Annotated in this window: 22 protein-coding genes; all 22 read right to left on the bottom strand. The window is 50.9% G+C overall.

Features of this window, described 5'->3' with window-relative positions:
- Positions 1 to 125: 125 nt before the first annotated feature.
- The 22 genes from CBE73_RS00775 to CBE73_RS00670 all read right to left on the bottom strand — a co-directional run bounded on the left by CBE73_RS00775 (position 126) and on the right by CBE73_RS00670 (position 26,082).
- The gene (locus tag CBE73_RS00775) at positions 126 to 1,160 is read right to left on the bottom strand and encodes an aspartate-semialdehyde dehydrogenase (RefSeq protein ID WP_094092569.1); all 1,035 of its coding nucleotides are present in this window, start codon (positions 1,158 to 1,160) and stop codon (positions 126 to 128) included.
- A 77-nt stretch (positions 1,161 to 1,237) separates the two neighbouring features.
- Positions 1,238 to 1,831 carry a dipicolinate synthase subunit B gene (locus tag CBE73_RS00770; RefSeq protein WP_094096048.1) on the bottom strand — a complete coding sequence of 198 codons (594 nt, stop codon included), beginning with the start codon at positions 1,829 to 1,831 and terminating at the stop codon, positions 1,238 to 1,240.
- The gene (dpsA, locus tag CBE73_RS00765) at positions 1,828 to 2,727 is read right to left on the bottom strand and encodes a dipicolinate synthase subunit DpsA (RefSeq protein ID WP_094092568.1); all 900 of its coding nucleotides are present in this window, start codon (positions 2,725 to 2,727) and stop codon (positions 1,828 to 1,830) included. The genes CBE73_RS00770 and dpsA overlap by 4 nt, the downstream gene beginning before the upstream one ends.
- Before the next feature lie 220 nt (positions 2,728 to 2,947).
- Entirely contained in the window at positions 2,948 to 3,403 is a 456-nt protein-coding gene (dut, locus tag CBE73_RS00760; RefSeq protein ID WP_094092567.1) for a dUTP diphosphatase, read from the bottom strand.
- Complete coding sequence (locus CBE73_RS00755; RefSeq protein ID WP_094092566.1) at positions 3,375 to 4,640, bottom strand: M16 family metallopeptidase; 1,266 nt, start codon at positions 4,638 to 4,640, stop codon at positions 3,375 to 3,377. The genes dut and CBE73_RS00755 overlap by 29 nt, the downstream gene beginning before the upstream one ends.
- A 173-nt stretch (positions 4,641 to 4,813) precedes the next feature.
- Positions 4,814 to 5,848: a polysaccharide deacetylase family protein gene (locus CBE73_RS00750; RefSeq protein WP_229752667.1), complete on the bottom strand. Its 1,035-nt coding sequence runs from the start codon at positions 5,846 to 5,848 to the stop codon at positions 4,814 to 4,816.
- Between the two features lie 179 nt (positions 5,849 to 6,027).
- Positions 6,028 to 8,130 carry a polyribonucleotide nucleotidyltransferase gene (gene pnp, locus CBE73_RS00745; protein WP_094092565.1) on the bottom strand — a complete coding sequence of 701 codons (2,103 nt, stop codon included), beginning with the start codon at positions 8,128 to 8,130 and terminating at the stop codon, positions 6,028 to 6,030.
- A 168-nt stretch (positions 8,131 to 8,298) separates the two neighbouring features.
- Positions 8,299 to 8,568, bottom strand: coding sequence for a 30S ribosomal protein S15 (gene rpsO / locus CBE73_RS00740; RefSeq protein ID WP_094092564.1), 270 nt, complete (start codon positions 8,566 to 8,568; stop codon positions 8,299 to 8,301).
- Positions 8,569 to 8,725: 157 nt separating this feature from the next.
- On the bottom strand, positions 8,726 to 9,670 hold the full coding sequence (locus CBE73_RS00735; protein WP_094092563.1) for a bifunctional riboflavin kinase/FAD synthetase: 945 nt from the start codon (positions 9,668 to 9,670) through the stop codon (positions 8,726 to 8,728).
- Positions 9,671 to 9,765: 95 nt separating this feature from the next.
- Complete coding sequence (gene truB, locus CBE73_RS00730; RefSeq protein ID WP_094092562.1) at positions 9,766 to 10,689, bottom strand: tRNA pseudouridine(55) synthase TruB; 924 nt, start codon at positions 10,687 to 10,689, stop codon at positions 9,766 to 9,768.
- Positions 10,686 to 11,663 carry a DHH family phosphoesterase gene (locus CBE73_RS00725; protein WP_094092561.1) on the bottom strand — a complete coding sequence of 326 codons (978 nt, stop codon included), beginning with the start codon at positions 11,661 to 11,663 and terminating at the stop codon, positions 10,686 to 10,688. Before CBE73_RS00725 ends, truB begins: the two co-directional genes overlap by 4 nt.
- Positions 11,664 to 11,684: 21 nt before the next feature.
- Positions 11,685 to 12,035, bottom strand: a complete 351-nt coding sequence (gene rbfA / locus CBE73_RS00720; protein ID WP_094092560.1) for a 30S ribosome-binding factor RbfA — start codon at positions 12,033 to 12,035, stop codon at positions 11,685 to 11,687.
- Between the two features lie 120 nt (positions 12,036 to 12,155).
- Positions 12,156 to 14,771, bottom strand: coding sequence for a translation initiation factor IF-2 (infB, locus tag CBE73_RS00715; RefSeq protein ID WP_094092559.1), 2,616 nt, complete (start codon positions 14,769 to 14,771; stop codon positions 12,156 to 12,158).
- Positions 14,764 to 15,090, bottom strand: a complete 327-nt coding sequence (locus CBE73_RS00710; RefSeq protein WP_094092558.1) for a L7Ae/L30e/S12e/Gadd45 family ribosomal protein — start codon at positions 15,088 to 15,090, stop codon at positions 14,764 to 14,766. Before CBE73_RS00710 ends, infB begins: the two co-directional genes overlap by 8 nt.
- On the bottom strand, positions 15,083 to 15,394 hold the full coding sequence (gene rnpM / locus CBE73_RS00705) for an RNase P modulator RnpM (RefSeq protein WP_094092557.1): 312 nt from the start codon (positions 15,392 to 15,394) through the stop codon (positions 15,083 to 15,085). The genes CBE73_RS00710 and rnpM overlap by 8 nt, the downstream gene beginning before the upstream one ends.
- A gap of 26 nt (positions 15,395 to 15,420) precedes the next feature.
- Positions 15,421 to 16,518: a transcription termination factor NusA gene (nusA, locus tag CBE73_RS00700; RefSeq protein WP_094092556.1), complete on the bottom strand. Its 1,098-nt coding sequence runs from the start codon at positions 16,516 to 16,518 to the stop codon at positions 15,421 to 15,423.
- A gap of 46 nt (positions 16,519 to 16,564) precedes the next feature.
- Complete coding sequence (gene rimP, locus CBE73_RS00695) at positions 16,565 to 17,026, bottom strand: ribosome maturation factor RimP (protein ID WP_094092555.1); 462 nt, start codon at positions 17,024 to 17,026, stop codon at positions 16,565 to 16,567.
- Between the two features lie 204 nt (positions 17,027 to 17,230).
- Positions 17,231 to 21,511, bottom strand: a complete 4,281-nt coding sequence (locus CBE73_RS00690) for a PolC-type DNA polymerase III (RefSeq protein ID WP_373286371.1) — start codon at positions 21,509 to 21,511, stop codon at positions 17,231 to 17,233.
- A gap of 314 nt (positions 21,512 to 21,825) precedes the next feature.
- Positions 21,826 to 23,100, bottom strand: a complete 1,275-nt coding sequence (gene rseP, locus CBE73_RS00685; protein WP_094092553.1) for an RIP metalloprotease RseP — start codon at positions 23,098 to 23,100, stop codon at positions 21,826 to 21,828.
- A 213-nt stretch (positions 23,101 to 23,313) separates the two neighbouring features.
- Positions 23,314 to 24,453 carry a 1-deoxy-D-xylulose-5-phosphate reductoisomerase gene (locus CBE73_RS00680; RefSeq protein ID WP_094092552.1) on the bottom strand — a complete coding sequence of 380 codons (1,140 nt, stop codon included), beginning with the start codon at positions 24,451 to 24,453 and terminating at the stop codon, positions 23,314 to 23,316.
- A gap of 37 nt (positions 24,454 to 24,490) precedes the next feature.
- Positions 24,491 to 25,291, bottom strand: coding sequence for a phosphatidate cytidylyltransferase (locus tag CBE73_RS00675; RefSeq protein ID WP_094092551.1), 801 nt, complete (start codon positions 25,289 to 25,291; stop codon positions 24,491 to 24,493).
- A gap of 23 nt (positions 25,292 to 25,314) precedes the next feature.
- The gene (locus CBE73_RS00670) at positions 25,315 to 26,082 is read right to left on the bottom strand and encodes an undecaprenyl pyrophosphate synthase (RefSeq protein WP_094092550.1); all 768 of its coding nucleotides are present in this window, start codon (positions 26,080 to 26,082) and stop codon (positions 25,315 to 25,317) included.
- Between the last annotated feature and the right edge of the window lie 139 nt (positions 26,083 to 26,221).

Here is a 26,221-nt window from a genome sequence, read left to right as displayed (position 1 = left end):
GAACTCAACCTCCAACAGAAGTAAACCTATTTTGCGATTCATGAATGTGATGTATAAAAAATTTTTATTTTGCCGTTATGAAGAAAAGAACGGCCGATTGCTCGGCCGGTCTTGTTTATCCCAAATTAAGATTTGGCTACAAATTGTTCGGCGATTTGAACGGCGTTCCAAGCGGCTCCCTTAAGGAGATTATCCGACACGATCCAGAGATTAAGGCCACGGCTGTTCGTCAAATCGCGACGAAGTCGGCCGACGAACACTTCATTTTTACCAGCAGCCTCAGAAGCCAGCGGGTAAGCCTGCTGAGAAGGATCATCAACCAGCACGACTCCCGGCGTTGCCGAAAGCAGCTGCTTCACTTCCTCAAGATCGTAATCCTGCTTGAGTTCCACGTATACCGATTCGGAGTGTCCGTAAACGACCGGAATACGTACGCAGGTTGCCGTCACTTGAACCGAATCATCACCGAAGATTTTTTTCGTTTCGCGAACCATTTTCATTTCTTCCAGGGTATATCCGTTATCCTGGAACTTGTCGATTTGAGGAATGGCATTAAACGCAATCTGATGCTTCACCGGCAGAGAACCTACCGGAAGAATGTCAGGCGTTGTGGAGCCATTCTCGAGAATTTCACGTGTTTGGCGATGCATCTCGTCGATCGCCCTTGCTCCCGCGCCGGATACGGCCTGATAGGTCGATACGATAATCCGGTCAATACCAAACTTATCATAAAGCGGCTTAAGCGCCGCAACCATTTGAATGGTAGAACAGTTCGGGTTGGCGATAATGCCCTTATGTTCCCAAATCTTCTCAGCGTTGACTTCAGGAACAACCAGCGGGGTATTTTCGTCCATCCGAAAAGCGTTTGTGTTGTCAATACATACAGCGCCATGGCGAACCGCATGAGGGGCCAGCTCTTTCGAAACATCGCCGCCTGCGCTGAACAGCGCAATGTCGATGCCTTCAAAGCTTTCCGGACGAGCTTCTTCAACGACAATTTCCTGTCCCTTAAAGGTTACGACAGTTCCCGCTGAACGGGCGGAGGACAGCAGCTTAAGCTTTCCTACCGGAAAATCCCGTTTCTCTAGTAGTTTTATGATTTGTTCTCCAACGGCTCCCGTCGCCCCTACTACAGCGACATTCCATCTCGTTTTGCTCATCTGGTGCGTCTCCCCTCAACTATCTAATGTTTATAGTATTCGAATTTTGCAGTTACACCGAGCTGCCGCAATCTTCATCAGTCCTGAACCCGCTGAACAAGCATCGGCTGGATTTGTTTGCCCTGCAAAGCCGCATAGCAAGCTTCCGGAATCAAATTCATGTCGGCCACAAGCGAATTCGGCTTGCCGGTCGGATTATCCTGGCCAAACGGCACAAAATAAAAATTCTTGGCCGCCAGCAACTTGGCAATATTAGCTGCATTCAAGCCAAGACCGTCATTAGTGGAAATAGCAATTACTACCGGTTTATGGTTGCGCAGCATTCCTTTGGCTGCCATCAGAACAGGACTGTCTGTCATGGCATTGGCCAGCTTGCTTGTGGTATTCCCCGTGCATGGGGCAATCACAATAATATCGAGCATGTTCTTAGGTCCAAGCGGCTCGGCATCTACAATTGAAGAAATGATATCATTCCCTGTCAATTCTTTCAACTGCTTTTGCCAATGTAATGTGGTGCCAAACCGCGTATCCGTGGTCATTACGGACTGCGATGCGATCGGAATGACCTTGGCCCCGAGCTGCACAAAACGTGAAACCTGCTCCATAACCTCTTCAAGCGTACAATGTGAACCCGTAAGCGCGTAGCCTACCGTTTTGCCTTCAAAATTCACCATTCATCCCCCCGTGTCGTTAACTCCTCTTCCAATGACTGACAAATACAATTGGCCATAATAATTCCGGCCGTTCGGGGAGCGACAATTCCGGGTAGACCTGGCGCCAAAATCGCTTTGATGCCCCGTTTCTCGGCAAACCGAAAATCGGTGCCGCCCGGGGCGGAAGCAAGATCGATAATGACTACCTTTGGCGATAATTTTGATAGGACTTGTGCTGTGATAATCATATTCGGAATTGTATTAAAAATCAAGTCAGCGCCGCTCGCCTCATCGGCCAAATCCTGCGTCAGAAAAGGGTTCCAGCCCATCTCTTCCGCTCTAGCAAAATGATCCTTCCTTCTGACGCCCATCTTCACCCTGGCTCCGATTCCCTGCAGCGTCCTTGCCATCGTAAATCCTGTCCTGCCCATGCCAAGCACTACACTTGTTGAACCGTGCAGGGTGATATCGGTATTTTGTATCGCCAGCATCAGCGCGCCTTCAGCAGTAGGAATGGAATTGTAAATCGCAACATCGTCCCGGTCCAGCACCTGAATGACCTTTATGCCGTACTTCTCGCACAGCTTAAGCAGGTAAGGCTTCGCCACACCTGTATAGATCAAAGCATGCTTGGGAAGCGCAGCGATCAGCTCCTCTTTAAGCACCGGCTTCTCTTCTGAGAATGAGGTGCTTATGACTCCGGTGTCACTGCAGCTGAGTACGGGCAAAATGAGCACATCCGCTTCCGACATCAGATCTTCGGTCAGCTTCCCCCCCGTAACTCCCTGAGGCAGCGGCTGCAGCTGATCGAACCCCGCAAGCTTGACGGTAGCATCCTGTTCGGTGCACTTACCAATCACTTCCAGTTGGCGCGCATCGCCACCCAGAAATACAATCGTCAGTCCGGTAAGCATTATAGGATGTCACTCCCTTCAGACTAACTTAATCGATGTATCTTATGCAGCTAAACGTCCAGGGGTGAAGCGCCCTGAGTGAAGATAAGATGAGGTCCAGGATCCGGATCACAAGCTCACTTCCTTGGACAACAAAAAAACCGCCTGACAGTCAACAGTTTCGTTGACCGCACAGACGGTTTCATCGATCCATTTACATGAATAATCCAAAATAATCTAATCAATTTCGGCCAGTGTGGCCAAACCCGCCGCTGCCGCGTACGGTTTCAGACAATACGTCCACCTGCTGAAGCTCTACAGCCGGTACGGTCTGGAACACCATTTGCGCGATCCGCTCGCTGCGTTTGATTGTAAACGGCTCCTGCCCGAGATTGATTAGCAGCACTTTGATCTCTCCACGATAATCGGCGTCAATCGTTCCCGGCGTGTTCAGGCAGGTTATGCCCGCTTTAAGCGCCAGTCCGCTTCTCGGACGGATTTGGGCTTCCAAACCGGCCGGCATCGCCAGCGCAAAGCCGGTCGGCACAAGTCCGCGTTCGCCCGGTTGCAGCACGAAATCTTCCGCTACAGCGGCATAAAGGTCAAAACCCGAGGCCAGCTCAGACATTTTACGGGGAAGTTCAATATCTTCATTGCCCGGAAGGCGATTAATTTGTACCAGATACGACAAGCTCATCTCTCCTTAATCCTGATATTACTTTGTCCGAAGACCCAACCATGGCAAGCGCAAAAGGCTGCTTGAACATGCGGGCGATAACCTCCTGGACATCCTCCATTTTAACCGCTTCAATGCGGCTGATGATCTCGTCCAAGGTGTAGTGTTTGCCCAGCATCAATTCGTTTTTGCCCAGCCGGTTCATACGGCTCCCTGTCCCTTCCGATCCCAGGATCAGACTGCCTTTCATCTGTTCCTTGCCTTTGTGCAGCTCGTCTTCGGTCAAACCCTTGTCACGAACCTCGAGCAGCAGCTCTTTCGTTAGCTCCAAAACCTCTTTGGTTTGTTTCGGAGCCGTTCCGGCATAGATCGAAAACAAACCGCTGTCCACATAAGAGCTGTGGTATGAATAAACCGAATAAGCGAGTCCGCGTTTCTCCCGGATTTCCTGGAACAGCCTGGAGCTCATACCGCCGCCAAGCGCGTTGTTCAGCAGCAGCATGGCATATTGGTTGTCATGTCCGCTCGGGAGACCCGGGAAGGTCAAGCAAATATGGTTCTGCTCGGTCTTTTTCTTGTAAAAGCGCAGATCGCCCATGAAATCGGGATCGACCAGCTGCTGCGCGCCCCCGGAAATGTTGAAGCCGCCGAAATATTTCTCCAGCAGTTCGATAATCCCGTCGTTATAATTACCGGCAATACTGATGACCGTATTGTCCAGCGTATAATGCTCCTTCATATACTGGTGCAGCTTGGCGGAATCCATGGGCTGAAGACGTTCCTCTGTACCCAGAATCGGAAAAGCCAAAGAATGGCTGCCATAAGCCGCTTCAGCAAGAAGATCATGCACCATATCGTCAGGTGTATCTTCGTACATGGAGATTTCTTCGAGAATTACATTTTTCTCTTTTTTCAGCTCTTCTTCATCAAACTGGGAATGGAAAAACATATCCGAAAGAACGTCCATGGCGATCTCCAAATGCTGATCCAGCACTTTGAAGTAATAACACGTATATTCTTTGGAAGTAAAGGCATTCACGTTCCCGCCGATCGCATCAAACTGCTCTGCGATTTCCTTGGCGCTGAAGCGTTCCGTGCCTTTAAAGAGCATGTGCTCGATAAAATGGGAAATTCCATTCTCCTCGATCTTTTCGTTTCTGGAACCCGTCTTCACCCAGATGCCGAAGGAGACGGAGCGGAATGTCGGAATTTTCTCCATCACGACTCTAAGGCCGTTGTTTAGCTGCGTCTTGATCACGAAAGGACCTCCTAGAGTTCCTTGCCTGCTGTCTTCAGCGGCAAAATTAATAAAACCATTGGTTATGATTGCATGCGGCCGGCTTCTCGTTCATCCGCTTTCGAAACAGCCTCTTCCGAAACAGCCCCTTCCGATGCGCGTCTTACTGATCGTACCAAAAAAAGGCGATGCACTCAACCTTCGGGATCATCAAGCCGGTCAGGGGATAAGGTTTCGGCCACTGTGCCCGGCTTAAGCCCTTTCGATTTCAGCGCCTGGATGATGCCTTTCAACGAGGCTTTGGAGGAGGCGGTCGGATGCATCAGGATGAGTGATCCCGCTTCGGCTTTTCTGGAAATCTTGGTAACGACTGAACCTGGATCAGGATTTCTCCAATCGACCGTATCGACCGTCCAAAGGACGGTTTTCAGCCCCTGCGCTGCCGCAATCTCTACCGTACGTTGATTGAAATCGCCTGAAGGCGGGGCAAACCAGGTATTATTGACTCCCAGCGTGTCCTTGAGCAGCTGTTTAGTTTTGACGATCTCGAGTGTCGCCCGTTCCTTGCTAAGCTGGCTCATGTTCGGATGCGAATAAGCGTGATTTTCGATTTCGTGTCCGCGGGCCTGAATTTCCTTGGCCATTTCGGGATTTTTCTTCAGCCAGCTTCCATCCAGGAAGAAAGTAGCCTTAACCCCTTCTTGTTCCAGCGTATCCAGCATCGGCTTTATGTACTCGTTGCCCCAGGCAACATTGATCATCAGGGCAGCCATTTTCTTATGCGGATTCCCCTTATAAATAGGCTGAGGCCCCAAATCCTCCAGCGACTTCTGCGGTTTGATTTCCCGGTAGACATAATAAATCTTCGATGCATCGGCACTTCCCGGCTCTGCCAGCTTCCGTTTCTCTATCGTCCTTTGATACGTGGCCTCAACATCCACTTCACGTCCGTTATAGCCCGGAATGGCTTTCCAGACGCGGTCGACGACGGCATCAATCGGCTGCTCATTTAATTTCTGCGCCTCAGTCTCAATCTCCCGCTTCAGATCTGCTTCCGCTTGCCCCTGTTCATCTTCAGGCTGCATAGCCCATACAGCTTCAGCCTTCGGCTGCCCGCCTGAATACCAGCCCTCTTGAATAAACTCACGCACTCCCCCTGCTTGTCCGAGCAGAAGAATCGCCCCTGCTCCCGCCACAACCGCTATCGCCGTTCCCCTCTTTCGATTCACCGATCATTCTCCCTTTCACCTGTATGTCCCATTATTATGTTGGTCACGGGGGGATTATGAATCGGCGAGGAAGCTCTTAACGGTGGACACTTATAAACGGGCACGTAAAAAAAGAGCCAGAATCTGTGTTCTGCCTCTTTCTTTCCCGGTCACCCTGCGGATAACTGGCAATGTTAGGTTTAGTCTTGTTTAACCGCTTCCGGTGTCAGCGTAGCTTTACGGGAAAGGTTGACGCGGCCCTGCTGATCGATTTCGGTAACTTTTACCGTAATTACATCACCAATGGCAACTACATCTTCTACCTTGCCTACACGTTCTGTCGACAATTGCGAGATATGCACCAAACCGTCTTTACCCGGCAAAATCTCCACAAATGCGCCGAACTTCTCGATACGTTTAACCGTACCGGTATAAATTTCGCCGACTACTACTTCCTTCACGATACCTTCGATGATTGCACGGGCTTTATCGTTCATTTCCGGGTTGGAGGAAGCGATAAATACACGGCCATCCTGTTCGATATCGATCTTCACGCCGGTGTCTTCAATAATTTTATTGATAACTTTACCGCCTGCACCGATCACGTCGCGGATTTTGTCCGGATTGATCTGCATAACCATAATCTTAGGCGCATAAGGGGACAGATTTTCTTTTGGTTTGGAAATGACTTCCGTCATTTTATCCAAAATGAACATCCGGCCTTCTCTCGCCTGCTCCAGCGCTTCATTCAAAATCTGGCGGTCGATGCCGTCGATTTTGATGTCCATCTGAATAGCGGTTACGCCTTCTCTTGTACCGGCCACTTTAAAGTCCATGTCGCCGAGATGATCTTCCATGCCTTGAATGTCAGTCAAGATGGACACATGATCTTTGTCTTTGATCAGACCCATTGCTACACCGGCTACTGGAGCCTTAATCGGTACGCCAGCATCCATCATAGCCAGCGTGCTGGCACAGATACTAGCCTGGGAAGTCGAACCGTTGGATTCGAGCACCTCGGAAACAAGGCGGATTGTGTAAGGGAATTCCGTTTCGGAAGGAATAACCTTGGACAGCGCACGTTCACCCAAAGCGCCATGACCGATTTCGCGGCGGCCAGGTGCGCGGAGCGGACGAGCTTCGCCTACGCTGAACGGCGGGAAATTGTAGTGGTGCATAAAGCGTTTGGTTTCTTCCAGATCGATACCGTCCAGAATCTGCACATCACCAAGCGCGCCAAGCGTACAAATACTGAGAGCCTGGGTTTGTCCACGTGTGAACAAGCCGGAGCCGTGCGTACGCGGCAGCAGGTTGATGTCGCATTCAATCGGGCGGATTTCGTTAAGCTTACGACCGTCAGGACGCACTTTATCATGCGTAATCAGGCGGCGCACTTCTTCTTTGACAATATCATGCAGCACTTCTTTGACATCGCTCAAGAGCTCTGGAGTCTCTATGTACTCTTGCTCAAAGAAAGTAACGGCATCATCGTTAATGGCGTCGATCGCATCCTGTCTGGCATGTTTCTCGGCGATTCTCACCGCTTCTACCAAACGTTCTGCTGCAAATTCACGAACAGCACGGTTCACTTCCGCATCTACCGCGTGGAGCTTGACTTCCATCTTCTCCTTGCCCGCAATCTGCGCGAACTCCTCGATGACCGCTACGATGTTCTTGATTTCGTCATGGCCAAACATAATCGCTTCCAGCATGACTTCTTCCGGAACCTCGTTGGCTTCGGCTTCTACCATCATGATCGCATCTTTAGTCCCTGCAACCACGAGATACATGTCGCTGGCTTCCTGCTGGGCGATGTCCGGGTTGATAACAAACTCGCCGTTAACCCGCCCTACTGCTACACCACCGATAGGCCCGTTAAACGGAACATCGGAAATGCTCAGCGCTGCGGAAGTACCGATCATCGCCGCGATTTCAGGTTCGCAGTCCTGATCCACACTCATAACCAGGTTTACGATCTGTACGTCATTGCGGAATCCTTCCGGAAACAGCGGACGAATCGGACGGTCTGTCAAACGGCTGGCCAGAATGGCTTTTTCACTTGGGCGTCCTTCACGTTTAATAAAGCCGCCTGGAATTTTGCCGACCGCATACAATTTCTCTTCATAGTTGACCGTAAGCGGGAAAAAGTCGAGGTCTTTCGGCTCCGAAGACGCCGTTACCGTACAAAGTACAGCCGTTTCGCCGTAGCGTACCATCACAGCCGCGTTGGCCTGCTTGGCCAATCGGCCCGTTTCCAGCACAAGAGGTCTTCCTCCAAGCTGCATTTTCACTTGCTTCTCCATGAAATCCCTCCTTCAAAGGTTACCTTCTATATTCGGTTCTATACCATTATTTCCTGCAAGACCGGCGTAATTCATGCCTACGCTAAAAAGCAACCAGGCAGGCCGCCGTTCGCTTTCATACGAGCGGTAACAGCGGCAACCAGGCTGCTTCCAAAGTAAGGTTAAAAATTAGCGGCGCAGACCGAGTTTTTCGATCAATGCACTGTAACGTCTAACATCTTTGTTCTTCAAGTAAGCCAAAAGCTTACGGCGTTGTCCGACCATTTTCAACAATCCACGGCGGGAATGATGATCTTTCTTGTGTGTACGCAAGTGGTCAGTCAAGTTAACGATGTTCTCAGTAAGGATAGCAATTTGCACCTCTGGAGATCCTGTATCGGACTCGTGAGTTTTGTGCTCTTCGATCAGTTGAGTTTTACGTTCTTGAGTCAATGCCATCCTGTTCACCTCCTTCATTATAATCGCCATTAGCCTCGTAGCCGCCGGTGAGAACGGACAACCAAGCTAAGGTTATGTGTCCCATAAGAACACTTTGAAAATTATAACACAACATAAGTGCAAAAGTAAACTTGTATCTCTTAATAAGCAGATAAAGTTAGGAGAGCAGTTCTCTTGCCGTATCCGCGTCCCGGCCGATTTGCGCAATCAATTCGTCGATGGACGAAAACTTCCGTTCGGGTCTGATATAAGAGATGAGTTCAATCGTAAGCTCATGTTCGTAGATGTCCTGGCTGAAATCGAACAGATGAACCTCCAGCGAAGGTTTCGTCACCCCTTCATGAAAGGTTGGTTTCACCCCAAGGTTCATGACTCCGGGCAGCCAGCGGTCCTCACCTTCAAGCTGTGCTTTCACCGCATATACGCCTTTTACCGGCAGAACAAAATGCTCGGAGGGTTCGACGTTCGCCGTCGGAAAGCCGATGGTACGGCCTCTCTTCTCTCCGTTGATAACCTTGCCTCTTACGAGATAAGGACGCCCGAACCAGCCAGCCGCAAGATCAACGCGGCCTTCATGCAGCCATTTTCGGATGCCGGAACTGCTGACCTTCTCCCCATCTATTAAAAAAGGCGGAACGGTATGTACCGTAAACTGCGGCTTACCCAGCTCGCAAAGCATGCCGGCGTCTCCGGCGCCTTTGTGTCCAAAATGAAAATCAAAGCCGATCACAGCCGTTTGAATGTTCAGCGGCAGCAGCATGCCGGCCACAAATTGTTCAGGGCTTACCTTCGAGAACGCTTCGTTAAATTCCACGACGTAAAAATAATCGATGCCAAGCTCCCGGAGCAGACGCTCCTTCTCGGCCGGCGGGGTCAAATACCCATCGTAATCCCCTTTTTTCATGACTTCTTTGGGGTGCGGATAAAACGTCATGACTGCGGCGGGAAGACCAGCTTCCCTTGCCAAAGAAATAGCGGCTTTGATGACGCTAATATGGCCTAAATGCAGCCCGTCGAACTGACCCAGGGCCAGCACCTGCGGAGCCGCAAAACGTTCCACCACATTTTCCGATAACGGATAAGACAAATTTACGGTTTCCATAAACCTCTCACCTGCATTCCAATAAGTTGTCCCCGGCAAACCGGCGTACATCCTAGAGGGCCGGCGTTGCGGAATTAGGCTAAAAGCCTTTATATCTATTGATTCTGGGCGAATACTTTAACCGGAGCAATGGCTCCTGATTCGGCTTCCCGTTTGTAAATACCAAGAAAACGCTGCTCCGGATCATACAGCCGAATAACCTCATCCCGCTGCGGAACCGGCTGGACAGCTGAAGGAGACAAGCGCTGTCCCTGCAGTGCCGCTCTGACTTTCTCATCCGCAACCTGGACGGCTGTTAAATGGGACACAGCCTGATCGACCGGAATCAGATGCTGCTGAAGTGAACCCTCCGCGGCATAACGGGCGATCTCCTCAAAAGTCAGACAGCGGTCGTCAGTAATCCCTGCAGAAATGGTCCGTTTCAGAACGGACATCGCGGCCGGCACACCAAGCGCCTGACCGATATCGACGCACAAGGTCCGGATGTAGGTGCCTTTGGAGCACAAAACACGAATCGAAATTTCCGGATAAGGCAGCTCCGCCTTAAACCCGGTCAATTCCAGTTCGTGGATGGTGACCTCGCGAGCCTTGCGTTCAACAGTTTTGCCTTCGCGCGCCAGCTCGTACAGCCTTTTGCCGTCCTGCTTCAGCGCCGAATACATCGGAGGCACTTGAGAAATGGTCCCCTGGAATTTCGCCAAGGCCTGCTTAACCTGCTCCAGGCTGACCAGAACTCCCTCGTCAAGCTGACGGGTAACGGTGCCTGTCATGTCCTCCGTATCCGTTGCGATACCAAGCACCAGGGTAGCTTCATATTCTTTAGGCAGCTCCTGCAAATACTCGACCATTCGAGTCGCCCTGCCCAAGCAGAGCGGCAGCACGCCGGTAACCTGAGGATCCAGGGTTCCGGTATGGCCGATCCGTTTCATTTTCAGAATGCCCCGCGTTTTGGCTACCACATCATGGGAAGTGAAACCCGCCGGCTTCAGCACCGGCAATATGCCTTCGTATTCCATCATAACTCCTGTTTCACCCGCTCTACAACTGCAATTACCGCTTCTTCCAGCGTAGTCTCCAGCCGGGCACCAGCGGCCCGAACATGTCCTCCGCCGCCAAAGCTTTGGGCAACCGCCGCTACGTCAACCTTGCCGGCCGAGCGCATACTCACCTTGACAGCCTGGTCGTTGATGACCTTAAAGAGCATGCCAACTTCTACACCGGTAATGTTGCGCGGATAATTCACGATGCCTTCCAGATCCTCATGAATAGCCCCTGCTTCCTGCATATCGGCGTCCGTGATGCTGACCCAGGCCAATTTGCCGTCTTTGCTGAGCTGCAGCTTATTTAGAGCAATCGATAAAATACGCAGCTGCGGGTAGGTCATCTGCTCCAAAAGGTGCTCGGAAATCCAGGGTCCGTCAATTCCATACTCAAGCAGCTTGGAGGCGATCGCCATCACCTTCGGCGACGTGTTCGAATACCGGAAACCGCCGGTATCGGTCAGCATGCCGGTATAGATCGCGGTTGCAACGTCTTGATCCAATTCTACTCCCGCGTCCGCTATAAGGTCGAATAAAATTTCCGCCGTAGCTGCTGCCTCAGGAACGATAACATTCACTGCCCCATAAGCATCATTGGTCGGATGATGATCGATATTCAGCAACACCGCGTCTTCAGCAAAATATTCCATGGTTGCGCCCACTCTCTTGAAATCTGCGCAATCGACGCAAATCACGTGTTTGTATGTACGTGAAAGAGGCTGCGATGAAAGGTCCACAATTTGATCGGCATGCCACAGAAAGGACATCCGGCGCGGGATAGGCCCTTCATTGACCATAACATAATTTTTGCCCAGACATGAGAGAAGCCAGCCTACCGCAAGGGTAGAGCTGACTGCATCTCCGTCGGGCTGCACATGCGATACGATAAGAAAATCGTCGTGCTTCTTGATGTAATCAACAGCACTCTGGAATTCCGGTTCGCTAATCTGCATAGCCCTCTCCTTTATTACCTTTTATTTATCTTCCTTCGTAATCTCGCCGAGCAGCTTCTCAATATGGCTGCCGTATTGGATCGATTCGTCGAATTTGAAGATCAGCTCCGGCGTATGACGCAAGCGGATTAATTTCCCAAGCTCACTGCGCAGAAATCCGCTGGCTCTTTCAATGCCTTTGAGTGACGCCTGTTTCTCTTCCTCGCTGCCAAACACGCTGAGGTAAACTTTAGCCTGAGACAAATCGTTGGTCACATCAACGCCCGTTACGGTTACGAAACCGATGCGCGGGTCTTTCAGCTCGCTTTGAATCAGCAGGCTGAGCTCCTTTTTGATTTGTTCGCCAACACGGCCAGGACGATTATTTGCCATCAATAACACCTCTTTATCTATCTTGAAAGCACCGGCCGTACTTTCAGCCGGTGCTCATCAAAGCGGTCAAACCGCATTTTTAAATATCATGTCCAAGCGTTCCCCGGAAAATAGCCGAGATTAATGTTTAACCTCTTCCATAATGAATGCCTCGATAGTGTCGCCCTCTTTGAGGTCGTTATAGCCGTCGAGCGTAATGCCGCACTCGTAACCTTGTGCAACCTCTTTGGCATCGTCTTTGTAGCGTTTGAGGGAATCGATCTTGCCTTCAAAGATAACAATGCCGTCGCGGATCAAGCGGGCTTCGGCAGAGCGGGAAATCTTACCGGAGGTAACCATACAACCGGCAATCGTTCCGACTTTGCTGATTTTAAAGGTGTTACGCACTTCGGCATGGCCGATAACGGATTCCTTGAAGACCGGATCCAGCATGCCCTTCATCGCCTGTTCGATTTCCTCGATCACGTTGTAGATAACGCGATGCAGACGAATATCCACTTTCTCCTGCTCAGCTGTCGCTTTCGCCTGAGCTTCCGGACGAACGTTAAAGCCGATTACGATAGCGTTGGAAGCTGCCGCCAGGATAATATCGGATTCAGTGATTGCACCTGCACCGCTGTGAATGATCTTAACGCGTACGCCTTCAACTTCGATCTTGGCGAGGGAGCTCTTCAAGGCTTCAACCGAACCCTGAACGTCACCTTTGATGATTACGTTCAAATCTTTGATTTCGCCTTCCTTGATCGCATTAAACAGATCATCCAGCGTAACGCGGGTATTGCTGCTGAGTTCGGACTGACGATGAGTGATCGAACGTTTGTCGGCGATGGAACGCGCTTTGCGCTCATCCTCGAACACCATAAACGGATCGCCCGCGCCAGGAACCTCAGTCAAACCGGTGATTTCTACCGGAGTAGAAGGTCCTGCTTCTTTCAGACGACGGCCTTTGTCGTTGACCATGGCGCGCACGCGTCCGAAGCAGTTGCCGGCTACAAACGCGTCACCGATCTTCAGCGTACCGTGCTGTACGAGCACGCGGGCTACAGGACCGCGGCCTTTATCCAGCTCGGCTTCGATAACCGTACCTCTGGCACGTTTGTTAGGGTTAGCTTTGTATTCGTTCACTTCTGCTACCAGCAGAATCATTTCGAGCAGTTCTTCAATTCCGAGCTTCTGTTTAGCAGAAACGTTAACAAAGATCGTATCGCCGCCCCATTCTTCCGGAACCAGTTCATATTCCGTAAGTTCCTGTTTAACTTTGTCCGGATTAGCGCCCGGTTTGTCGATTTTGTTGACCGCTACGATAATCGGCAGGCCTGCCGCTTTCGCATGGTTGATCGCTTCGACGGTCTGCGGCATAACGCCGTCATCGGCCGCTACCACGATAATCGTCATATCCGTTACCTGGGCACCACGCGCACGCATAGCCGTAAAGGCTTCGTGGCCCGGTGTATCGAGGAACGTGATTTTCTTATGGTTAATTTCGACCTGATAAGCACCGATATGCTGGGTGATGCCGCCGGCCTCGCCAGCGGTTACGCTGGTAGAGCGGATAGTATCCAGCAAAGTCGTTTTACCATGGTCAACGTGACCCATGATCGTTACGACTGGCGGACGAACTTCCAAATCGGCCGGGTCGTCGTTTTCTTCTACAGTTTCAAAGCGGTCGTCTTCAACCGGGATTTTGACTTCTACTTCCACGCCGAAATCACCAGCAAGAAGCAGAATTGTATCCATATCCAGCTCTTGGTTGATCGTCGCCATAACGCCTAAGGAGATAAGCTTCTTGATCACTTCGGAAGCATCTTTATGGAGCAGTTTAGCCGTTTCGCCTACGGTCATTTCACCGCGGACGATGATTTTCTTAGGCGTATTGTCGATCTTCTCGCGTCTTTCCTGCTGCTGACCGCCTCTTCCGCCGCGGCCGCGGTTATTGCCGCCACGGTTGTTGCCCCCGCGGAAACCACCTTTGTTGCCATCTTCAAAACGTTTCTGGCCGCCGCCGCGGTTATTGCCGCCACCGCCATCGCGTCTTGGTCTGTCCTGCGCGGAGCCTGAACGAGAGGCATCTCCGCCGCTGCGGTTTGCAGAGGACTGAGGACGGTTTGTACCCCCCTGTCCGCCACCTTGCGACGGACGGCTTCCGCCTTGGCCTCCACCCTGAGTTGGGCGGCCGCCGCGGTTTTGACCGCCGCCCTGGTTCGGACGGTTATTTTGTCCTTGCGGACGTGCGGAACCTTGACGATCTCCACCTTGGGAAGATGGTCGATTTCCGCTGTTATTCTGACTGTTTCCGTTAGATTGACTATTTCTGGTCTGTGTCGCCACTCCGGCGCTCTTCGTTTGATTTGGCGTTTTATTGTTATTCATGCTTACCTGCTTTTCTGATTGATTTTTGTTGTTACTCGCGCTTGTTATAGCGGTGTGGTCATTGCTGGCAGACGCCGCGGATTTCGATCCCGCTTTGCCTTCACTGCCTGAAGAAGAGGCAGCGGCCGCTTTTGCCGATCCTCCGCTTGAAGCGGCAGCGCCGTCACGTTTGGCTGCTGCATTATTTTTGATATCTTTAAAAAATTGTTCCACCCTGGAGACCGTGTCATTCTCCATAACACTCATGTGATTGTTCACAGGAATATCCAGGCGTTTAAGAATCGTAATAATTTCCTTGCTGCTCATATTCAGCGACTTGGCATATTCGTACACTCTTAGTTTATCTTTGTTCTCTTGTTTACTCAATATACTCCACCTCCGACGTCATACTCACGGTTTTACGCAATAAGTTTGCGAATCCTTGATCCGTCAGCGCGAGCACCACCCTTTCCGGCTTGCCCACGCTGGCTCCAAGGCTTTCCCGATCAAATCCAATCAGCAAAGGAACTTGATAAGTTCCGCATTTATCGCGGAATTTCTTACGTGTATTGAGTGAAGCATCACCGGCCACAATGACCAGCTTTGCTTCGGATGAGCGGATGGATTTGGTTACAATTTCATCCCCCGATATCACCTTGCCGGCACGCATGGCCAGCCCAAGCTGCGACAAAGCTTTGTTACTCATCGTCTTCGCTCCCGTTCCGGGAGTTGATAAACTCTTCTTCCACAGCAACGAAATCTCTGGCAAGCTGCTCATAAATTTCCGATTGCACCGGAGATTTCAGTGCCCGGTCGAGCGAACGGTTCTTGTGCGCCAGCTTGAAGCAAGCTACGCTTCCGCACAAATAAGCTCCGCGTCCCGACTTCTTGCCGGTGAGGTCGATCATAACCTCTCCTTCAGGAGTCTTGACTACTCGAATCAGCTCTTTCTTAGGCATCATCTGCTGGCATGCCACACATTTGCGCAGCGGTACTTTTCTTGTCTTCATGACCTAGCCCCCCGTCCTACTCTAACTTAATCTACAGAGACGGAATCCTGCGGCATTTCCTCGCCATCCGAAATCGGTCTGCCAAATTCTTCTTCCGCCTGTGTTTCGCTCTTGATATCGATCTTCCAGCCGGTCAATTTGGCTGCCAGGCGTGCGTTTTGTCCCTTGATGCCGATGGCTAGAGAAAGCTGGTAATCCGGCACGATCACGCGAGCCATCTTCTCCGCTTCAAACACCTGTACCTCCAGTACCTTGGACGGGCTGAGCGCATTAGCGACATATTCCTCGACGCTTTCGGAATAACGGACGATGTCGATTTTCTCACCGCGCAGCTCATTCACAATCGTTTGGACGCGCTGGCCTTTAGGCCCCACGCAGGAACCAACCGGATCTACCTCAGCGTTACGGGAATAAACGGCGATTTTGGAACGGAAGCCGGCTTCACGGGCCACGGATTTAATTTCGACAACACCGTCGTAAATTTCCGGAACCTCAAGCTCGAACAGACGTTTCAGCAGACCTGGATGACTGCGTGACAGCAGGATCTGGGGACCTTTGGTCGTATTCTCAACTTTTGTAATATAAGCTTTGATGCGGTCATTGTGCTTGAATTTCTCGTTCGGCATCAGTTCGTTAAGCGGAAGATGAGCTTCCACTTTACCGAGATCCACATAAATGTTACGAAGATCCTGACGCTGGACGATACCAGTCACAATATCCTCCTCTTTATCGACGAAGGCGTTATAAATCAGCCCGCGCTCCGCTTCGCGAATGCGCTGCGTAACCACCTGCTTAGCGGTTTGTGCGGCAATACGTCCAAAGTCGCGAGGCGTAACCTCGATTTCAGCCACATCGTCGATTTGGAAGCCGGGATGGATTTCACGCGCAGCCGGCAGCGAAATTTCCGTGCGAGGATCCAGCACCTCTTCCACGACCAGCTTGCGCGCAAACACTTTAATACCGCCGGTATTGCGGTTCATATCAACACGAACATTTTGTGCCGTATTGAAATTCCGCTTATAGCTGGAGATCAGCGCTGCTTCAATGGCTTCGAACAATATATCTTTGCTGATCCCTTTCTCCCTTTCCAATTCATTTAAGGCTTCAATAAAATCCATACTCATTTACCTCAAGCTCCCCCTTTCAAAATATACCCGTAACCCAATCGCCTTAAAAAATAATAGCCAGTCGTGCACTGGCGACTTTGCCGTATGGGATGCTGTATTCCTTCTTGCCAACTTGAATGAGCAGCTCCTCCTGCTCAAACGAAAGCAGGCGCCCTTCAAATTCCTTCTGGCCGTTCACGGGTTCGTATGTAGTCACAAACACGTCTTTGCCAACAGCCTTCTTCACGTCCTCCGCTTTCTTCAGCGGACGTTCCGCTCCCGGAGAAGATACTTCAAGGAAATAAGCTGCAGGAATCGGATCGTTCTTGTCCAGCTTCTCGCTGAGAACCTCGCTGATTCGGCCGCAGTCATCAATATCAATGCCGCCCTCCTTGTCAACAAAGACGCGAAGGAACCAGTTGCTGCCTTCCTTCACATACTCGACATCGACCAGTTCAAATCCGTTATCCTCCAAATAGGGCAAAATCATTTCTTCCACAGCCGCTTTGATCTTCGGTGTGCTCAAGCTTTCAACCTCCATACCCTCATTCATCTATACCAAAGATTAAAGAGTGGGTTTCCCCACTCTTTAAACAACGGTTCTATCTTCATGATTGACAATAAAATTATAACATAATCCGAAAATAGTGACAAGTGAACGAACCTCGTTCAAAAGCCGCAAAGCCTTATGCCACGCCCGTTTGAAGCTATTACAGACTATAGCATGCTGTTAAAACAAGGAAAGCTGATTGCTTTCCGGCAGGCCGCGGAAACATCCGAGCTGGCTAAGCAGCTCGATAATCGTTTTACTTGCTTTGGATTTCTGCTGGAAATCCTCGATGGATAAAAATTCGCCCTGATCCTTGGCAGCCGCGATATTTTTGGCGGCGTTCTCCCCAATTCCGGCCAGCGCCGAAAACGGAGGAATCAGCGAATCTCCATCTACGATAAATTTCGTAGCATCGGAACGATACAAATCAATGCTCTTGAAGCTGAAGCCGCGCGCCGTCATTTCCAGCGCCATTTCCAGAATCGGCAGCATGCTTTTCTCTTTCGGCAAAGCCTGGAAGCCTTTTTGCTCGATTTCGTCGATTTTCTTATTGATCGCTTCGTAACCTTGGCAGAACAGCTCAATATCAAAGTCTTCGCCGCGGACCGAGAAATACGTAGCGTAATATTCGATCGGATGGTAAAGCTTGAAATAGGCCGTCCGCACAGCGGAAATAACATAAGCAGCAGCGTGCGCTTTCGGGAACATGTATTGAATCTTCAGGCAGGAATCAATGTACCAGTTCGGCACTTTGCACCGCTTCATTTCCTCAATCCATTCCGGCGAGAGGCCTTTACCTTTACGTACGCTTTCCGTGATTTTAAAGGCCAGACTCGCATCCATTCCCGCTTTATAGATCAGGAACAGCATGATGTCATCACGACAACCGATTACGGTCTTGATGTTGCAGGTACCGTTCTTGATCAAATCCTGCGCGTTGCCGAGCCATACGCCCGTCCCGTGCGACAACCCGGAAATCTGCAGCAAGTCGGCGAAAGAGGACGGCTGGGACTCAATCAGCATCTGCCGTACGAATTTGGTCCCCATCTCCGGAACCCCGTAAGTCGCCACCGGAGTACGAATCTGATCCGGCCGGACGCCAAGCGCCTCCGTCGAGTTGAACATGCTCATAACCTTAGGGTCATTCATCGGAATCGTTGTCGGATCCACCCCCGTTAAGTCCTGTAGCATACGCATCATGGTCGGATCATCGTGTCCCAGAATATCGAGCTTGAGCAAGTTCGCATCAAAAGCGTGATAGTCAAAATGAGTCGTCTTCCATTCCGAGCTTGTATCATCCGCCGGATACTGTACAGGCGTAATATCGTCAACTTCCATATAATCCGGTACAACCACGATCCCGCCCGGATGCTGGCCGGTACTGCGCTTAACGCCTGTACAGCCTGAGGCCAGCCGGCTCAGCTCGGCGCCGCGCCATTTCTTGCCGTGTTCCTCTTCATATTTCTTGGCGAAGCCAAACGCGGTTTTCTCTGCCACCGTACCGATCGTTCCGGCCCGGAACACGCTTTTCTCACCGAAAAGCACCTTCGTGTAATTATGCGCATGCGGCTGGTATTCCCCGGAGAAGTTCAAGTCAATATCGGGAACTTTATCGCCTTTAAAGCCCAGGAATGTTTCGAACGGAATATCCTGTCCTTCACCCTTCAGCTTCTCCCCGCATTTCGGACAGTCCTTGTCCGGCAGGTCGAATCCGCTCGGTACGCTGCCGTCCAGAAACCACTCGCTGTGTCTGCAATCCGGATTTCGGCAAATATAGTGAGCCGGCAGCGGATTAACCTCCGAAATGCCCAGGAATGTCGCGACGACGGATGAACCGACGGAACCCCGGGAACCAACGAGATAGCCGTCCTGATTCGACTTCTTAACAAGACGTTCCGAAATCAGATAGTTTGCTGAGAAACCATATTTGATAATCGGCTCGAGTTCCTTCTCCAGACGCGCTACCACTACCTCCGGCAGATCCTCGCCGTAAATGGATTTGGCTGTATTGTAGCAAGTGCTGCGAATCTCCTCATCCGCTCCTTCGATGATCGGTGTGAACAGCTTGTCCGGGAACAGCTCGATCTCCTCGAAACGATCAGCCAACTCTGAGGTGTTCGTAACCACAACCTCCAAAGCCTTCGCTTCGCCCAGGAAGCTGAATTCCTTCAGCATCTCATCCGTTGTCCGGAAATGAGCGTCAGGCTTGCGAATATCCTTAAGCGGGCTGAACCCGGTAATGCCGTGGATCGTAATGTCGCGGAACAGCTTGTCGCGCGGCTCAAGGTAATGAACATTGCCGGTAGCAACGACCGGCTTGCCTAGCTTGGCGCCGATGTCGCAGACTTTGCGGACTGCCGTTTCAAGCTCCTCGACGCTGCCCACCAGTCCTTTGTCGACCAAATGCATATACATGGTCAGCGGCTGGATTTCCAGCACATCGTAGAACTCAGCCACCGCTTCCGCTTCCTCGACGGATTTGTTCAGTACAGTTTCGAAGAACTCGCCTTTCTCACAGCCGGAAATGACGAGCAGCCCTTCACGCAGCTTCTGAAGCAGCGTCCTCGGAATGGTGGGTACCCGGTTGAAATGTTCAGTGTGAGAGAGTGAAACCAGCTTGAACAGATTTTTTTTGCCGACCTGGTTCAGCGCATAGATGCCGCAGTGGAATGGCCGCACATTGGAGAGATCCTTGCCGACGTTATCGTTTAACCGGTCCAGCATGGTAATTCCCTGTATTTTCTCGGCATCGGAAAGCAGGCAGTTCAGAATCTCGCACAAGGCAAGGGTATCGTCTATCGCGCGGTGATGATTTTCCAGTGAGACTTTATATTTGGTAGCCAGCGTGTTAAGCCGGTGATTCTTCATGGAAGGGAACAGCATTCTTGCCAGCTCCAGCGTATCCAGAACCGGATTGCTCATTTGCTCGATACCGAGCTCTTTCAGCTTGGCATTGATAAATCCAACGTCGAATCTGGCGTTGTGCGCTACCAGAATGCCGTCTCCGGCAAATTCAACAAACTGTCTGAGCACAGGTTCGACTTCCGGAGCATCCCGCACCATTTCATCGTTAATATTAGTCAACTGCTGGATATGATAAGGAATACGAACATGCGGGTTGACGAAAGTCGTATAACGATCGATTTCTTTGCCTTCAACTATTTTAATAGCCGCGATTTCTATAATTTTATTCTGTGTAACTGACAGGCCGGTGGTCTCGATATCAAATACGATATAAGTTGCCGTTTTGAGTTCCCGGGGTTCCGGATTCAGTACAACCGCCACATCGTCATTCACCACATTAGCTTCAACGCCGTAAATCATTTTGATTCCGTTTTTCTTAGCGGCCTTCGCCGCATCGGGAAAACTTTGCACACCGCCGTGATCGGTGACGGCTATGGCTTTATGCCCCCATTTGGCAGCCATTTTGACGTATTGGTCGATCGGAGTTACCGCGTCCATGGCACTCATTGTGGTGTGCAGATGGAACTCGACTCTCTTCTCGGCCGCCTGATCCTTGCGTCCCGCAGGAGCACCAACCTCATGCAGATCGGATGGAATCATCACAAGCTCCGGCACCTGCATGAACCGGTCATATTCGATGCGGCCGCGCGCTTTGACCCATTTTCCATTGGCTAACTTGCCCATGATTTTAAGGTCTTCCTTGTTTTTGGCGAACATTTTCATTTGCAGCGAATCAGTGAAATCGGTCAAGTAGAAAGTGAAGAGCGTGCTTCCATTGCGGAGTTCTTTGCTGTCCAGGCCAAAAATAGTTCCCTGAATCGTCGCCTTCTTCTCTTCATCCTGGATGTTTTGCAGCGGGATCGGCTGGTCTTTGATATCATAGCCAATCTGCAGCTTGACTTCTTCCCCGTCTTCTTCTGCAGATTCCAGGGCAATCTCCTGCTCGACACTTTCCATAAGCTGCTGAATCGCTTCGCGATTCTCTTCCATCACACGCTGCTGGAATTCTTCGAAAGCTTCTGCGCTATTGTCACCCGTTTGCAGCTTCACCCGCAGCGATAAACCAAAATACCGATCGTAAAAAGTAACGATAGCGCGGTCAATTGCCTTCTTTCGTGCCAATTCAAGTGACATCGAATCCGTTAACTGTACAGTCACGAGATCTCCATCGACTTCAAATACAGCTCTGATCATCCATCCGTTTACCGAAGGGATTTCGCGCTGCACCCATTCAAGAAACAGCTTCCAATATTCCTCAACTACCTCTTGGGCCGTCAAATTCGAACCGTACCGGAACTGGAAGGTAATCTTGGCGATATGCTCCATCCGCTCGCGGATTTGCAGGCAAAAGGTCCGGTAAACCTGCGCCGGCACCAATGTCTCCTTGGCGATCGCAATTTTCCATTCCTTGTTGGAGCGACTAACCTCAACCTGTTCTATCCATCCATCCAGAAAATAAGGATCTACAATGCCATTAGATAGATCGGCCTGCTTCATCAGCAGTTCCAGCCGTGTTCTCTTATCGTTTACTCCGCTCAACTTCTCTTCCCCCTTATTGCCACAAACTCTCTGAAAAAATAAAACCATACAACGTGTTCCCCGCCCCTAATGCCTGACAGGTTCTATTCCAAAATTCCGAAATCTATATATTCTGTCATTTAAAAAAGGGCTTCCGGCACACGCCTTGTGTCTTGCCTTAAGGCTGTTTGTTGCCGAAAGCCCGATTTGCGGCGGAATTGCAGCACTCTCCTGCTGTAATTCCGCTTTTCCCTGTGCTTCATTCCGCAGCTGCGGACTCCGAAAGCTTAGAATCAGCCGCTGATCAATCTTAATATGTCATTGTAAGTTACAGCAATCATTAGCAGGAACAACATCGCAAAGCCAATAAAATGCACCATGCCTTCCCGGTTCGGATCTATCGGTTTGCCGCGCAGCGCTTCTACACCGAGGAACACCAAACGGCTTCCATCAAGAGCCGGGATCGGGAACAGATTAAACAGTCCCAGATATAAGCTGAGGATACCGGCCCACTGTGTCAGCTGAGCAATGCCCTGCTTGGCAATTTGTCCGGTCACTTGAGCGGTCCGGACAGGTCCTCCCAAGTCATCCATCGAAAATTTATTAATCAATTGGCGGAAGCCCTGGAAGATCATCTTCGTTGTATCCACCATTTGAACGCCGGCAGTGCTGAAGGTTTCGCCAAAACCAGCTTTACGGGTCGGCTGATAGGTAACGATCGTAGTGCCGACCTTTCCGCCTTCCTGACCTGCCATTGCCCGAGGCGTAATTTTCACTTCAAGCTCCTGATCGCCGCGGCGAATCTTCCAGGTCATCTGCTTATCCTGGGATTCGCTGATCAAGCCCACCATCTTCTCTGCGTCGATACCAACGGCTACCCCGTTAATACTCTCTATAATATCGCCTTTCTTCAAACCGGTCTCCGCAGCCGGCATTCCTTCGGATACCTCACCAATCTCCAGATGAGTCGGGTCCATAGGAATACCTGCCATTTGAATATGGAGCGCAAACAGGACGAAAGCCAAGATGAAGTTCATTGCCGGCCCTGCAAAAATAGCCAAAGCCCGCTGGCCTACCGTCTTGCTTCCATACTGCCGATCCTTTGGCGCAATTTGCGTATCTTTGCCCTTAACCGTAAGCATAGCTTGTCTGTGTACCGGATAACGCTGGGGTTCGCCATCCACATCGAGCTCAATGCTCAGCTTCTCTTCCAGATCTACAAAGAGAACTTCGCCGCGAATGACGTTTCTGCGAGTATCCAGACGGTCCAGGTAAATCTTCGTTACTTCATTGCCAGTCAGCCTTACGGCTACCGTTTGCCCCGGTTCGATTTCAATCAATTCGGGGTCTTCCCCCGCCATTCGGGCATAACCCCCAAAAGGCAGCAGCCGGAGCGTAAATTGGGTTTCGTTTCTTTTATAAGAGAAAATCTTCGGTCCGAAACCGATCGCGAACTCGCGCACCAGAATGCCGGCGCGCTTGGCGAAATAATAATGTCCCCATTCATGAACGGTAACGATGAGAAAAAACATCAGGACCGTTAATATGATGATCTGCAGCGTTTCCAATCGAAAGCATCCTCCTTCGGGTCTCGTTCCTGTTCGACCTGCCTATTTACTCCACTATCAGGTCTTCTCAAAACAACCGTCCTTGTCTATTAAAGTGTATCATGGTAACAGCCCGGATATACCCATCCAGCTGTCCAAACGGCCGATGACTTTCAGAGAATTAACTTTCAGCTTCAGGGGACAAAGCCGGGGGAAACGCCAAAGAAAGGAAAATCAGAGCTGGCGTGCTTTTGACCTTGCCCAAGCGTCCGCCGCTTCAATGGCTTCCAAATCCGGTTGTGCTGCCACCTGATGCTCTTCAAGCACACGTTCCAGGATCGTTTCGATCTGCAGGAAGGAAATCTCTTTATTCAAAAAGCGGGCAACCGCAATTTCATTGGCAGCGTTATAAGCCGTTGGAGCTGTCCCACCTATTTTACCACATTCGAAGGCCAGTCTTAAACACGGGAAACGATCGTAATCCATTTCGCGGAAATGCAGCTGCCCGATTTGGGCCAGTGACAACCGTTTCCCCGGCGCTTTCATACGCTGCGGATAAGTTAATGCGTACTGGATCGGAACCCGCATATCCGGGGTGCCCAGCTGTGCAATGATGCTTCCATCTACAAATTCCACGTAGGAGTGGACGATGCTCTCCGGATGCAGCAGCACCTGGATCTGCTCATAAGGCACGCCAAACAGCCAATGGGCTTCGATAACCTCAAGCCCCTTGTTGACCATCGTCGCCGAGTCGATCGTAATTTTGGCGCCCATAGACCAATTGGGGTGCTTCAAGGCATCTTCTACCGTTACGTGACTAAGCTGATCTCTGGTCAAATCACGGAAAGATCCGCCGGAGGCCGTCAGCGTAATGTTGGAAATTTCGGCTCTATGCTCGCCGTTCAAACACTGAAACACGGCCGAATGTTCACTGTCCACCGGCAGGACGGACACACCTTTAGCCGCGGCCCGCTCCATAACCAGATGACCAGCGGTGACCAGTGTCTCTTTATTGGCCAGGCCGATCTGTTTGCCCGCATCAATCGCCGCCAAGGTGGAACGCAGTCCCACACTGCCCATAACAGCTGTGACCAGCATGTCCGCATCGGAACCGGCAGCCACCTCGATCAACCCCTCGTTCCCATGATAAAGCTGGACGCCGCTAGGGAGATACGGCTTGATTTCCTCGGCCAAAGCAGCCGTGCCTACCGAAACCATACGCGGCTTGAATTGCTGGACTTGTTCCAGCAAAAGTTTGATGTTGCCGCCTCCAGCAAGCGCCTCAACCTGAAATTGATCGGGATGGGCGGCAGCCACATCCAGCGTTTGGGTTCCAATGGAGCCGGTAGAGCCGATAATTGCAATCTTTTTCATCTGTATAACCTCTATATCCTAGTTTGGGGAATATGTACTAGCTGGGCAGCAGCGTCAAAAAATGAACAAAAGGAAAAACGATGATCCAGCTGTCGCAGCGATCGAGAATCCCTCCGTGTCCGGGCAGCAGGTTCCCCGAATCTTTGATTCCGTAAACCCGTTTATAGGCCGATTGGACAAGATCCCCCATTTGTCCGACCACAGCCGCGCAGGCTCCAATCAGAACCGCTCTTGGCAAACCCAGCAGTCCGCCTGAGAACAGCGCAAAAATAACCGCCACCACGATAGCAATAATAACACCGCCCAAAGCGCCTTCCACGGTTTTATTCGGGCTGATCGCAGGCCACAATTTCGTTCTGCCTATCGCTTTACCGACAAAATAGGCCCCCGCATCGCTTGCCCAAATGGAGCAAAGCAGAAGAAAGGTCCAAAACAGCCCATGTCCATCGACCGAACCTCGCATACCGGATATAGCCGAGAACCCTATTCCGACGTAAACCGCTCCAAACAGCAGCAAAGCGGCTTCCTTAATTGAAAATCGGTTTTTGCTGAATACCGTGATAGACGCAAACAGCAGCAGCAGCAGCCAAATTAAAGCCGATGAACCCCAATTGAGCGGCAGATGAAGCTGGCCCCAGGGCAGAAAAAATAAAACCACACCCATGTATCCCAGGACTGACGCAGCGCTCTTTGGCGATACTCCCGTCATTTTAACAAATTCATAATATCCGATAAGTGCCATCAGCAGAATCAACAATTCAAAAGCCGTTCCACCGACCAGACATAACCCTAGAAAAAAAGCACCTGCGATAATCCCTGTGATCAAACGTTGTTTCAATCCGGTTCCTCCCTTCTTCAGGTTTAAGTTAACCCGCCGTATCTGCGCGTCCGCCGCTGAAATTCAGCGACTGCCGAGATCAGGTGCTCCTTGCCGAATTCAGGCCAGTAGACATCGGTAAACCACAATTCGCTGTAAGCAAGCTGCCACAGCATGTAATTGCTGAGACGAATTTCTCCGCCTGTGCGAATCAACAGGTCCGGATCCGGTATATCTGCCGTCAGCAGCCGGGATGAAACCCATTCTTCGTTCAGGTCCTCGAGCCGCAGCTTGCCGCTAGCCACTTCCTCAGCCGCTTTGCGGATGCTGTCAGAGATTTCCCTCCGGCTTCCGTAGTTCAGCGCAAAATTCAGAACAAGTCCTGTGTTGTGCTGGGTTCGTCTGACGGCTTCTTCCATTGCATCAATGGTATATTTGGGAAGGCCATCTGTGTGGCCCATCATCCTAACCTGCACATTCTTCTCAACCAGTTCATCCAGCTCAAGTGCCAGAAACTCCTGGGGGAGCTTCATCAGGAAATCCACTTCGTCTTTTGGACGTTTCCAGTTCTCCGTAGAAAAAGCATACATCGTCAAATATTTGATGCCGAGCTCATCAGCAGCAATTGTAGTTCTTTTGACGGCCTTCATCCCGGTTTGGTGTCCCACGATTCTTGGCATTCCCCGCCGGTTCGCCCAGCGGCCGTTGCCGTCCATAATGATGGCGACGTGCTTTGGAATGTTGGCTTGATCCAGGCTTACAGGCGTTTCCTGTTGATCTTGCTTCCACCTTGGCCGAAATATTTTCTTCATTGTAATCCTCCATAAGGTGACAAGTAGTACGGCAGGCGTTACGCCTGTTCGCCGCAGCGTTCTTTCTCCCTTTCTGCGCATTCGCGGCTTAAAAGGACTGGGCAACCGTTCCAGTATCATCGAAAAAGAGACAAAACCC

Origin of the sequence: Paenibacillus physcomitrellae (assembly GCF_002240225.1) — a bacterium.
Classification (GTDB): domain Bacteria; phylum Bacillota; class Bacilli; order Paenibacillales; family Paenibacillaceae; genus Fontibacillus; species Fontibacillus physcomitrellae.
Note: the sequence above shows the minus strand (reverse complement) of the source record. Positions and strands in the feature narration are given on the sequence as shown.